The organism is Paenibacillus sp. USHLN196 (assembly GCF_037144955.1).
GTDB classification, from domain to species: Bacteria; Bacillota; Bacilli; order Paenibacillales; family Paenibacillaceae; genus Paenibacillus; species Paenibacillus xylanexedens_C.
In genome coordinates, this window is sequence record NZ_JBBCYH010000024.1 from 35,924 (window position 1) to 47,973 (window position 12,050).

A 12,050-nucleotide genomic window follows, 5' to 3' on the forward strand; every position below is an offset into this window, starting at 1 on the left:
TACGTAGTACAAGGCATTCATTCGGGCGAATTTAACCCTGAACGTATGCTAACACAGCAATTTCACCAGCTTACTTGCTGCTTGTACCTTCATCTGTCGTTGCATCTTTGTCTGTTCCAGTCGTACCTTGGTCAGTCTTGGTATTCGTACCTGTGGAGTCATCCGTTTTTGGTTCGGTTGTTTTCTCTCCTTCAGTTCCTGTACCCGTAGTACCTTCAGTTGTGCCTTCAGTCGTACCTTCTTCAGCTTTTTCTGTTTTTGGCAGTTTAACTTCTTTTACGATTTTGTCCAATTCATTTTGCATGAACGTATCGATTTGGGCTGCAGCCAATTGGCTCTTCAGACTTTCTTTTTGTTCAGCCGTCAATTTGGCAAAGTCAGCTTCTGTACGAGCTTCCACTTTCATGACGTGGTAACCGTACTCTGTCTCTACTGGATCACTAATTTTGTTCAGTGGCAACGTTTTTGCAGCTTCCTTAAATGCCTCTACCCAGCTGCCTACAGGTGTTTCTTCATACAATCCACCTTTTTCAGCAGAACCTGGATCTTCGGAATACTCTTTTGCAATTTTAGCAAAATCAGCTCCACCATCCAACTTGGTTTTTACTTCTTTTGCAATCTTCAGTGCATCTTCTTTTTTACGCTCTTTTTGCGTTTTTGGATCTGTGAAGTTAATCAGCACGTGACGAACGGAAGCCGTAGTGAACTGATCTTTGTTTTTCTCAAACTCAGCCTTGATGGCATCTTCTGTAACGCCGGTTTCCTTGTCTTTGATTACCGTCATAATGCGAGTCATATAATCTTTGATGTTCTGGTCAGTCAGGTTCTGAGCTTTCATCATCTCAGTCCATTGATCTGCCTGAACAGAAGCTTTCATTTTATCGAATTGCTCGGTTGCTGTTTTGACACCCGCTGTTTTGGCTTCTTCACTTGCTTTGCCACTCAGATATTCATAAGCAACTTCCTGTTTCACCAGGTACTCCTTGAAATCGTCCATATCCATCATTTGTGCATATTCCGGATACAGGAATTTCATAACGCGTTGTTCCATGTCGAATTCATTGGCTGTAATGGTACCACCATCATACGTAGCGACTACAGCACTCGTATCTGTCGATTCCGGTGCTTTCGCTTCTTCCTTCTTGCCGCAAGCAGCAAGCAATGATAAGGACAGTACTGCGACCATGCTCACAGACAGTACTTTTCCTACCTTTTTATACTTTGGTAACATCCTTTAGTTCCCCCTTTGATTTAAAAGCAGTCTTCATGGACTCCAGAATTTTCTCTACCAGCTCCATCAGTTGCTTATCCCCAAGCCCCTTGCCTTTAGCGTGAATCAGCATATGGGGTCCTTGTTCAAATTGTACACGTCTTTCGAACTGATTTCCAATGTGCGAGATTTTCGAGAGTTCAAAGGCATCTTCTCGCCCTTCATAGAACTTCACCGTGATGTCCTCACCGCGTTGGGTAATGGCCTCAATACCGTAGATTTTGCCGTATACTTTCATCCGCGCAACAGCCAGCAAGTTAATGACGGCCTCCGGAAGATCACCGAATCGGTCAACCAATTCGTCTTCCAATTCCATCGCATCGTCGAAGGAGGCAATGACCGCCACTTTTTTGTAGATCTCAATCTTTTGAATACTGTCATAAATATAATCGGACGGCAAGTAAGCATCGATACTGAGATCGAGGGTTGTATTCCACTGATCAGAAGGTACCGGCTCCTCGCCAAGCATCGTAACTTTGCGTTTGTTGATCTCCTCTGCGAGCATCTGGGAATACAGATCGAACCCGACGGAAGCGATGAAGCCATGCTGCTCTGCTCCTAGCAGATTGCCCGCACCACGGATCGACAAGTCACGCATGGCGATTTTGAATCCGGAACCCAATTCGGTGAATTCTTTGATCGATTGCAGACGTTTCTCGGCAACTTCAGTAAGAACTTTGTCCCGTTGGTACGTAAAATAGGCATACGCAATACGGTTGGAACGACCCACCCGCCCGCGCAGCTGATACAGCTGGGAGAGCCCCATTTTATCTGCATCATGTACGATCAGGGTATTTACGTTCGGAATATCTACCCCGGTCTCGATGATACTTGTGCTCACAAGCACGTCATATTCACCATCCAGGAAGTCCAGAATTGTCTTCTCCAGCTCTGTTTCCGACATCTGACCATGTCCTACACCAACCTTGGCTTCGGGCACCAGTTCAGAAATTTCGGCAGCCATCTCCTGAATTCCCTGAACACGGTTGTAAAGGTAATACACCTGACCACCACGTGCCAGTTCACGCTCAATAGCTTCGCGTACAAGCGCCTGACTGTGTTCAACCACATAGGTCTGTACCGGGAAACGATTCTCTGGGGGAGTCTCAATAACGGAAAGATCACGCACACCGAGCATGGACATATGAAGCGTACGCGGAATCGGCGTTGCCGTCAGCGTCAGTACGTCCACATTCGTTTTCAGCTTCTTCAGTTTTTCCTTATGAGTTACTCCGAAACGCTGTTCTTCGTCGACAATGAGCAGTCCCAGGTCCTTGAACACCAGATCCTGTGACAGCAATCGATGCGTCCCAATCACAATATCCACTGTGCCTGCCTTGATGCCTTTGGCTGTTTCATTTTGCTCTTTGCGGGAGCGGAAACGGCTCAGCACATGAATGTTAAACGGGTAACCGGAGAACCGCTCACGGAATGTCTCAAAATGTTGCTGTGCCAAAATCGTTGTCGGCACGAGTACAGCCACCTGTTTGCCTTCAATTGCAGCTTTGAACGCAGCACGAATAGCCACCTCGGTTTTGCCGTAACCAACATCCCCACACAATAAACGGTCCATTGGACGGTTTTGTTCCATATCCTTCTTGATTTCTTCGATCGCACGCACCTGATCACGTGTCTCATCGTAGGGGAACATGTCCTCAAACTCCTGCTGTTCTGCAGAATCCTTGTCGAATCCAAACCCTTTGGAGGTCTGACGCTCTGCATAGAGCTTGATCAGATCATCAGCAATATCCTGTACGGATGTGCGGACTTTATTTTTAACCCGTGTCCACTCGTTACCGCCCAGCTTGTATATTTTCGGTTCTTTTTCTTCGGAACCTACGTATTTCTGAATCAGATCAATCTGTTCAATAGGTACAGACAGTTTGTCTCCACCCGCATAGAGAATATGCATGTAGTCTTTATGAATGCCGCCAACCTCAAGTGTGCCGATCCCCAGGTACTTACCAATCCCGTGGTTCTGGTGAACGACATAATCGCCCACTTTTAGCTCGCTATAGGATTTGATCCGTTCCGCATTGTCAACATTCCGAATAGGTTTGCGCACTTTACGCTGTTTTTGCGAGAACATTTCGCCCTCAGTCACGACAGCCAAATGAATGGACGGCATCTCAAACCCGGTTTGCAAGTTACCAATCAACATCTCCGGCTCAGGAATATCATAGTCCATCAGTACCCGGCGCATCCGATCCAGTCGTTCCTCACCATTCGCCAGCATGAGCACTTGAACGCCGGCCTTCTGCCAACGCTCCATCTCTGCCTTCAGTACGTTCATCTGTCCATGGAAATCCTGCATGCCACGACTGATGAAGTTCAGAATGTTTTGTGGTTGGGTGTGTGGAACCTGACGCAAAAAGATCGACATAAACAGCGTCTGGAATGGACGCTCATACAAAAGTTCATCGCCATCTGCGGACAATGGAAGATCCGGAAGTGTTTTTCCGTTTTGCATTAAGTGCAGATTCCACTCCGATTCATCACGGTCCAGCTGTTTCGATGTCTCCGATAGTCTGGCAGGCTCATCAAGAACCAGCAGCGTATCTTCTGGCATATAATCGTAAATCGTTTTGTTCTCCGGATAGAGGGGAGAAATATATTTATACATTTCGGAAAAATATACGTGCTCTCGTAAAAGCTCAATCTCCCGGTGAATTTCTTCACGAAGGCGCAGCTTCGCCTGCCGGTCCGTCATTTTCTCAAGCTGTTGCTCCAGCAAAAGAACAGCCGCGTCCGCAGCCTTTTCCATCCGTTCACGGTCTGCGATTAACTCCTTGCATGGCAGAACCGTAATTTCTTCAATCCGTTCAATCGAACGTTGATCCGCCGGGTCAAATGTCCGAATGGAATCGATTTCGTCATCAAATAACTCCACTCGATACGCGATCGATGAAGTAACCGGATAGAAGTCGATGATACCTCCGCGTACACTCATCTCCCCGCGAGATTCCACGCGTTCCACACGCTCGTATCCGAGCTTTACCATCTCCAACAGGAAGGAATCAAGTTGAAGTGTATTGCCCTGTTTAATCAAAATCCGAGCATTGGCCATCACTTCCGGAAGCGGGACATAACGTCTTACCCCGGAAAAGGGAATAACAACAACGCCCCTGAATCCCTGGGCGCATCGGACCAACACATCAATACGCTGACCCAATGTTTCCGGGCTGGAAACAGCAGCTTCAGCAGCGACAAGTTCGTTGGCAGGATAGATCAACACCTGATCAGGTGAAAGCGCTTCCTGTAAATCTTCTGCAATTTTTTGGGCTGAAAACATATTGTGCGTTACTACGAGCAACGGTCGTTTCATTTCCTGATGCAGAGCAGCCAGCATAATCTGACGCGCTGATCCGGACAAACCGGAAACCAATTGCTCTTTCATGCCGGACTTGATTCCGGCTGTAATGGACCCGAAGTCCGGATCTTTGGAAAAAGCCTGTATAAGTGCTTGTAACAAAAGGGGCACCTCTCTTATAACTTACTTGATTATCTCACGCATACGCGTAGCATCACTATTAAAATGGATACAAATTCCTTTTTGTCCTGTTTCATCATAAAGGATTACTCGCAACATTGCCACATCTGTTGATGTGGCTGAGCCTGATATTGGAGATAGCGCTGGCTTTCATACCAACTGAAAAGAAGCCTCAGCAGGCTGCCAAGGCTATAAAAGGTGGAGCGTTATTACGCTGCCGCCCTAAACTGTCATTCGATCCTGTTACAGGCGATGTCTACTGAAGCGGACTCGCGAGCAGGCTAAGCTCCGGATTGTGCTCCAGGGCTTCCTTGCAATAATCACATGTAATCCGAACGGTAATGTCACCACCGGAATTATACGCTATTATATCCCTCCGCTCGTCGGGGGTCAAGAAATGAAAGCCGAGCTCTACTTCCGTTATCCGGGCAGAATCGATTCGTCCAATAAAGGTACGGCAATGCCGACATACGTAATTCACTGACATGTTTATGCCTCCTGAACATAGTTTATACGTCCAGTATGTCCAGTATGGCTGAATCGAACCCGTCTTTTTTGATCAATTTACCAGAATGACTTACAGAATTAACCGTTAAACTTCGCCATCGTTTGTTCAAACGTATGGGTTAAGCTATGCTCCAGGGCATCACACGTTTGTTCAATGGTCTGATCAAGGGCTTCTTTTTCTTTCTTCATAAATGTCGACAGCACATAATCGACAATGGCATGTCCTGGTTCAGGCCGGGATATTCCCATACGTACCCGGTTAAACTGCTGTGTACCGGTATGCTGAATAATGGACTTGATCCCATTATGTCCACCTGCACTGCCTTGGTATCGCAATCTGACTTTGCCAATCTCTGTATCCATATCGTCGTATACAACAATCAGATCTTCAAGGCTAACTTTATAAAAATCCATATATGCCCGAACCGATTCACCAGACAAGTTCATATAGGTCATTGGTTTGATTAGCACGGTTTTCACACCGCCGATATTGCCCTCTCCAATCAGCGCCTTACATTTACTCTGTGTAATGGAGATACTATGACGATCTGCCAACCGGTCCAGTGCCATAAAACCGATATTATGACGGGTTTTGGCATAGTTCGAGCCTGGATTTCCAAGTCCGACAATCCACTTCATCTTGTTCCCTCCTTCGGATTAGCCTGAGGTGAGGCATAGACTTCGAATGTTATATTTCATATAATATCAGGAAAGTAAGTTCCGAATTTACTGTAGTATTCACAGTTCATATTTTATCAACCCAGGAAGGTGAGCGGGTTTTGCGCGAAGACAACGGACAACTGACTCAACATAGCGATTTTATCTATCATCTCGAATATCACGTACCTGTACAGGTATACGACCGCGACACCCATATTGAGATTGGTCTCATCACACGTTTTGATAATCAATTCGTCGAAATTGCCAACACACTTTTTCATCGGCGTCGTTTCCGATTTATCTCCCGCCCCGGGTATTAACCATATAAGATGAACCAACCATTTACACTGGATCACTGCGCGTGCAGAAACATCTTCCGATCGCTGTTATCCCCAGATTTTTTGATTCCCTTTTCAAAGGGAAAATCCGGTGATAAAGGCGAACGTTTCACTTCTTCAGATCTTTTCTGCCCTCTCCGTTATTGTGTAAATTAGTAGTTCAAATTATATGGACTGACCAGCGTCTGTTTCACTTTTAATAAAACGGCACGCCGACAGGGGTTACATTTTCCATTGAACAGGAAAACGTAACCCCTCTACTACTTTATGCAGACATCCTTATTCAATTTCAAACAGCTTGCTGATTGACAATTCCTCATGAACCCGGATAATTGCTTCTCCGAGCAAAGGCGCTACAGACAACACTTTGAGTTTGCTTGTCGGATTAGCATGCGTAATTGGAATGGTATCCGTTACGATGACTTCCTTCAATGGTGCATTCTCCAAACGTTCCATCGCAGGTCCGGACAATACCGGGTGAGTACAGCACGCGTATACTTCTTTTACGCCGCCTTCCATCAGAGCATTCGCTCCCAATACAATCGTTCCCGCTGTGTCAATAATGTCATCGATCAGAATGGCTGTTTTACCCTCGATGTTACCGATAATATTCATCACTTCGCTCACATTCGGCTCAGGACGACGCTTGTCGATAATCGCAAGTGGTGCATTCAAGAAATCAGCCAGTTTACGTGCGCGCACTACGCCGCCGTGGTCAGGTGACACAACAACTGGATTTTCGATCTGTTTCGACCGGAAATATTGAGCCAGAATCGGCACGCCGAGCAAATGATCGACCGGAATGTCGAAGAATCCCTGAATCTGCATTGCATGCAAGTCCATCGCGATGACACGGGTTGCACCCGCTTTTTCGATCAGGTTGGCAACCAGTTTCGCTGTAATCGGGTCACGCGAACGTGCCTTGCGATCCTGTCTAGCATAGCCATAATAAGGAATAACGACGTTAATCGTCTTGGCAGATGCCCGTTTAAGTGCATCGATCATAACGAGCATTTCCATCAGGTTGTCATTAACCGGCAAGCAAGTGGACTGCACGATGTAGACGTGACAACCCCGAACACTCTCGGAGAGTTTCACTTGAATCTCACCATCACTAAAGCTGGTTGTATGAGATTCACCCATAGGAATCCCGATATAATCAGCAATTTGATGGGCGAGCTTGGGGTTAGAATTGCAAGTAAATATTTTTAATTTCGAATCAAAATAAGTCATAAAATAAAAACCCTCCGTGCTGGTTCATTGGAATCTATAAGCGTCTGCGACATGTCGGCACCTCCCGGTCTTCGGGAGGCAATCTTGTTATCAAAACCCCTTATTGGGATTTGGCATTTTGTTTCTTGGCTTTGGCACGTCCGCGAATCTTCTCCGCATAACCAGGTTTATTCTCCTGACGTGGACGAGCAATGGCCAGATCATTCTCGGGAACGGAATGGGTGACGGTGGAGCCAGCAACCACATAAGCGCCTTTTCCTACCGTAATCGGTGCGATTAGATTGACGTTGCTGCCTACAAAAGCATCATCTTCAATCGTTGTCACAGCTTTATTATAACCATCATAATTGACAGTTATTGCCCCGCATCCAACATTTACGTTTTTCCCTACTTTGGCATCCCCAATATAACTGAGATGAGATACTTTGGATCCTTCATCAATTGTAGCATTTTTCACTTCAACAAAGTCACCAATTTTTACGTTGCGACCGAGTTTAGTCCCTGGACGCAAATTAGCAAATGGACCAACCGTTGCATCAGAACCAACCTCGGCATTGGATAACACCGAATGTTTAATTGTAACTCCATCCTGAATAACGCTGTCTTCCACATCTGCCTGAGGACCAATATGACATGCTTCCCCAATGGAAGTGTTGCCTTTGAGGATCGTCCCCGGATACAATACCGTATCTGATCCAATCGTAACATCCGCTCCGATATATGTCGATGACGGATCAATGATCGTAACACCGTTCAACATATGACGTACGGCGAGACGTTCACGCATGAAGGCTTCGGCTTGCGAAAGTGCAAGTCGATCATTAACCCCGATGGATTCTGCGATGTCATCTGACATGTAGGCCTCAACGACTTCTCCATCTTTGCGGAAAATGCCAACCACGTCTGTGAGATAATACTCTCCCTGAGCGTTCTGGTTCGTCACTTTTTCCAGGGCAGCGAACAATTTGGCATTATCGAAACAGTATGTGCCTGTGTTAATCTCATTCACAGCATCTTCCTGCTCCGTGCAATCCTTTTGCTCCACAATCCGTTGTACAGACCCATCTTCTCCGCGAATCACTCGGCCATAGCCTTTGGGATTGTCCAACTGAGCCGTAAGAACCGTCGCTGCTGCTCCGCTGCTCTCATGGAGTTTCATCAGACCTTCCAATGTCTCGCTGGTCACAAGCGGAGTATCTCCACAGACTACAATTGTAGAGCCTGTTTCGCCGCCAAGCAATGATTTAACCTGCTTCACTGCATGACCTGTGCCCAGTTGTTCCGCCTGAAGTGCGTACTCCGCTCTGGAACCCAAAAATGACTGCACCGCTTCGGCACCATGACCGACTACAACTACACTGCGTTCAACGCCTGCGCTGAGTGCTGCATCCAGCACATGTCCAACCATAGGTTTACCGCATACGGGATGCAGTACTTTGTACAATTTTGATTTCATTCGTTTCCCTTGCCCTGCGGCAAGAACGATTGCCATTCGTTTCAAAATTAACGACCTCCTGTTCTGAAAATCCCATTGAAGTGCATTGTTTACCTGATATCCAACGAGTATCGTTCAGCCGGCTTCAAGCCGGTCTTGTTCATCGCCTGCTGTCTCTGTAATCACACGTAACAACGCGGACACCAACGAATCGTGACCTATATGTATACGCCGTGTACCTGCGAGCTTAACCGAATCCCAATGATTCCTAAGATGCCGCCCTGCCATCAAGCGCACGATGCGCTTTTTGTTCTCTGCTAATAAACTCAATACTGAATATATCTTATTCCGGTCAAAAAGAAAAGAGAGCCATAAGACATGGCTCTCTTTTCCTTCGAACCCCAATAATGTTCTCAGGCACCTTCTTCAATGACTTCTTCCTCAGTTGCTGCGCGATCATATTCAGTCAAAACTGCTGCCTGAATCTTCTCACGAGTACCGGAAGAGATCGGGTGGGCGATATCACGGAACTCTCCGTCAGGAGTCCGCTTGCTCGGCATAGCAACAAACATTCCGTTGTTACCATCAATGACACGAATGTCATGAACGACGAATTCGTTATCGATGGTAATGGATGCGATAGCCTTCATTCTCCCCTCCGAGTTAACACGGCGGAGTCTGACATCCGTAATTTGCATGTGTGTGTTCACCACCTTTTTCCATCAGAACTTGGTGTATAATTCCACACAGCCTATACGAACTCCTTCTTTTTATAACCACAAAAATTTCCTAATTTCAGGAATTTTTTTATTTAATACACAATTCGACAACGTTAGTGCCAGGTCGATGGAAAAGAACCTTTCCCGACACGAAATTCGTCATCTTTCTACAGGTCAAAATAGTTGCCAGGCTTCACGGAAATGTGTCTGCTCTTGGCATCAACTGCTGTTAGCTTAGCCAACGATACGTAGTCTGTTAGCAGGCGTTCTTCTGAATCCACAGAACCAGATTCAACCAGTACCCCTACCCCGGCTACCGTAGCATTAAACTCGGCCAAAAGATCGATCATTCCTTGCACCGTACCCCCAGCCTTCATGAAGTCATCCACAATAAGTACTCTAGAGTGCTCACGCATCGCCCTGCGAGACAGGGACATGGTGTGCAGACTTTTATGGGACCCCGATACATAATTGATACTTACGGCCGATCCTTCTGTAGCCTGATGGTCCCTGCGTACGAGCACAACAGGCAGGTTGAGCTGGGCTCCGGTCGCATAAGCCAGTGGAATTCCCTTGGTTTCTACCGTCATAACCACATCAATATTCATGTTGCCAAAGGCCGTTGCAAAGATCTTGCCGGCTTCATTCATCAATGCGGGCTGTCCGAGCAGATCAGACATGTACAGGTATTCTCCAGGCAAGATCCGATCAGGCTGAGCGAGCTGGGTCGAGAGGCGCTCTGCAAAAGCCAATGCCAACTCTCGGGACACCTTCGGAATCCATCTAACTCCCCCGGCTGCTCCAGCCAGTGTATTCAGTTCTCCTGACCCACCTTCTTCGAACACTTCCTTGATAATCGCCAAATCTTCACTAATCGAAGACTTCGCGGCTCCATAGCGTTCGGCAAATGTGGTGAGCGGAATAACCGTATGCGGTCTGGACAATAAGTATTGCGTCATTTCAACCAGCCTTGCGCTTCGTTTTAACTTCTTCACAGAGATCCATCCTCACGATCACGGAAACATCTAAATCCGAATAATTATTTAAAAATATACCACCTTTATACGTGTTTGTACATTATAAAAGCGAATTTTACGTCAACATACGTACAGCGTACACTTCTTTGCAGAAGCCGCGCAGACCATTGTATATCCGGGCAACCTTGGATTCTTTCGACACCAAACCAAATACCGTTGGACCACTGCCTGACATCAGCACACCGTCTGCACCCAGACGAATCATGGCATCCTTCAGATGCTGAACTTCCGGATACAGCTTCAACGTTACATCTTCAAGCACATTGCCCATCTGGTTACATACATCCGTAAATGATTGGTCACGAATAGCCTGCTCCATTTTCTTCGCACTCGGATGCCGAACAATCTTGTCACTACGAAACCGTCCGTATACATCGGCTGTAGACACATTAATAGGAGGCTTGGCCAGAATAACCCAGCATTGCGGCGGATTAGGTATGGGCGTCAATTTCTCACCACGTCCTGTAGCGAGCGCTGTCCCTCCTGTGATACAGAATGGAACATCCGAACCAAGTTCAGCTCCAAGCTCCTGTAGTTCGTGATCCGGTATATTGAGCCGCCAGAGACGGTTCAATCCGCGCAGAGTTGCTGCTGCATCACTGCTACCGCCTGCAAGTCCAGCTGCAACTGGAATCTTTTTGTCCAGATGAATATGAACTCCCGTGCGCACGTTATAGCGTTCCTTAATAAGCCGAGCTGCCTGGAAAGCCAAATTTTTCTCATCCAGTGGGATATACCCTGCCTGACTGGAGATGAAGATGGTATCTCGCGGCAGCTCCGACATTTCCAGTCGATCGGCCAGATCGACCATGGTCATAATCATTTCAACTTCATGGAATCCATCGCTTCTTTTATGTAAAACGTCCAGCATCAAATTAATTTTAGCAGGCGCTTTTTCGTAAATTTTCAAGGCGTTCACCCGTCCTCACCTTTTCCCTAAGACAACTTAACATATTATATCAAAATGGGGCTGTCAAGTCATTTCTATTCCGCATCTATGGGGAAAAAGCGGGGTTATTCCTGACGGATTTCCCCGCTTCTCAATCTGATGGAACCGGATTAGGATTTGCGCGCAGCCTGTTCAGCAAGTTGAATTGCACGTTTTACCATGTTTCCTGCATCCTTGGCTTTGATCCCGCCCCAGCCTTCCTGTTGGACCGTATCATAGAAACCCAGGTCTTTTGCTAGTTCATTCTTCAGATCCTCTGACATGACACTTCTTCTTCTCCGACTCATGAACCATCCTCCTCCTTAGTATCCTTCATGATCTGATGAGTCCGTTCACGCTTTAGACAACATACCTCCAGGCCAATTTCAGTTTCCCACCAATTGCTTAAGAAACTGTTCCTTCACCTGTCCAA

General features: G+C 46.7%; 12 protein-coding genes. 1 reads left to right on the forward strand and 11 read right to left on the reverse strand.

What is annotated here, in order from left to right; all coding sequences use genetic code 11:
• Nucleotides 1-70 precede the first annotated feature (70 nt).
• The 4 genes from WFI24_RS32030 to pth all read right to left on the reverse strand — a co-directional run bounded on the left by WFI24_RS32030 (nt 71) and on the right by pth (nt 5,906).
• Nucleotides 71-1,231, reverse strand: a complete 1,161-nt coding sequence (locus WFI24_RS32030) for a peptidylprolyl isomerase (RefSeq protein ID WP_336765864.1) — start codon at nt 1,229-1,231, stop codon at nt 71-73.
• Complete coding sequence (mfd, locus tag WFI24_RS32035; protein ID WP_336765866.1) at nt 1,215-4,742, reverse strand: transcription-repair coupling factor; 3,528 nt, start codon at nt 4,740-4,742, stop codon at nt 1,215-1,217. The genes WFI24_RS32030 and mfd overlap by 17 nt, the downstream gene beginning before the upstream one ends.
• A gap of 274 nt (nt 4,743-5,016) precedes the next feature.
• A complete protein-coding gene (locus tag WFI24_RS32040) occupies nt 5,017-5,247 on the reverse strand; it encodes an anti-sigma-F factor Fin family protein (protein WP_017691368.1) in 231 nt (76 codons plus the stop codon).
• Nucleotides 5,248-5,345: 98 nt separating this feature from the next.
• The gene (gene pth, locus WFI24_RS32045) at nt 5,346-5,906 is read right to left on the reverse strand and encodes an aminoacyl-tRNA hydrolase (protein WP_017691369.1); all 561 of its coding nucleotides are present in this window, start codon (nt 5,904-5,906) and stop codon (nt 5,346-5,348) included.
• Nucleotides 5,907-6,046: 140 nt separating this feature from the next.
• On the opposite strand from pth, the gene WFI24_RS32050 reads away from it, so the two are divergent.
• Entirely contained in the window at nt 6,047-6,247 is a 201-nt protein-coding gene (locus WFI24_RS32050; RefSeq protein WP_076216763.1) for a hypothetical protein, read from the forward strand.
• A gap of 297 nt (nt 6,248-6,544) precedes the next feature.
• On the opposite strand, the gene WFI24_RS32055 is transcribed toward WFI24_RS32050, so the two are convergent.
• From WFI24_RS32055 to WFI24_RS32085, 7 genes are all read right to left on the reverse strand, one after another.
• The gene (locus WFI24_RS32055; protein ID WP_017691370.1) at nt 6,545-7,498 is read right to left on the reverse strand and encodes a ribose-phosphate diphosphokinase; all 954 of its coding nucleotides are present in this window, start codon (nt 7,496-7,498) and stop codon (nt 6,545-6,547) included.
• A gap of 100 nt (nt 7,499-7,598) precedes the next feature.
• A complete protein-coding gene (glmU, locus tag WFI24_RS32060; protein ID WP_440131323.1) occupies nt 7,599-8,990 on the reverse strand; it encodes a bifunctional UDP-N-acetylglucosamine diphosphorylase/glucosamine-1-phosphate N-acetyltransferase GlmU in 1,392 nt (463 codons plus the stop codon).
• A 78-nt stretch (nt 8,991-9,068) separates the two neighbouring features.
• A complete protein-coding gene (locus WFI24_RS32065) occupies nt 9,069-9,263 on the reverse strand; it encodes a hypothetical protein (protein WP_336765872.1) in 195 nt (64 codons plus the stop codon).
• Between the two features lie 83 nt (nt 9,264-9,346).
• Nucleotides 9,347-9,631, reverse strand: a complete 285-nt coding sequence (gene spoVG, locus WFI24_RS32070; RefSeq protein WP_017691372.1) for a septation regulator SpoVG — start codon at nt 9,629-9,631, stop codon at nt 9,347-9,349.
• A gap of 188 nt (nt 9,632-9,819) precedes the next feature.
• A complete protein-coding gene (gene purR, locus WFI24_RS32075; RefSeq protein ID WP_145326525.1) occupies nt 9,820-10,647 on the reverse strand; it encodes a pur operon repressor in 828 nt (275 codons plus the stop codon).
• Between the two features lie 97 nt (nt 10,648-10,744).
• Complete coding sequence (gene ispE, locus WFI24_RS32080; RefSeq protein WP_336765874.1) at nt 10,745-11,599, reverse strand: 4-(cytidine 5'-diphospho)-2-C-methyl-D-erythritol kinase; 855 nt, start codon at nt 11,597-11,599, stop codon at nt 10,745-10,747.
• Between the two features lie 149 nt (nt 11,600-11,748).
• On the reverse strand, nt 11,749-11,925 hold the full coding sequence (locus WFI24_RS32085) for a small, acid-soluble spore protein, alpha/beta type (RefSeq protein ID WP_017691375.1): 177 nt from the start codon (nt 11,923-11,925) through the stop codon (nt 11,749-11,751).
• Nucleotides 11,926-12,050: the final 125 nt, after the last annotated feature.

Excerpts from the sequence above, each read along its gene's own strand:
- glmU (WP_440131323.1), bottom strand. The coding sequence starts at position 8,990 with ATGGCAATCGTTCTTGCCGCAGGGCAAGGGAAACGAATGAAATCAAAA.
- WFI24_RS32030 (WP_336765864.1), bottom strand. The coding sequence starts at position 1,231 with ATGTTACCAAAGTATAAAAAGGTAGGAAAAGTACTGTCTGTGAGCATG.
- WFI24_RS32055 (WP_017691370.1), bottom strand. The coding sequence starts at position 7,498 with ATGACTTATTTTGATTCGAAATTAAAAATATTTACTTGCAATTCTAAC.
- spoVG (WP_017691372.1), bottom strand. The coding sequence starts at position 9,631 with ATGCAAATTACGGATGTCAGACTCCGCCGTGTTAACTCGGAGGGGAGA.
- WFI24_RS32085 (WP_017691375.1), bottom strand. The coding sequence starts at position 11,925 with ATGAGTCGGAGAAGAAGAAGTGTCATGTCAGAGGATCTGAAGAATGAA.
- WFI24_RS32040 (WP_017691368.1), bottom strand. The coding sequence starts at position 5,247 with ATGTCAGTGAATTACGTATGTCGGCATTGCCGTACCTTTATTGGACGA.
- pth (WP_017691369.1), bottom strand. The coding sequence starts at position 5,906 with ATGAAGTGGATTGTCGGACTTGGAAATCCAGGCTCGAACTATGCCAAA.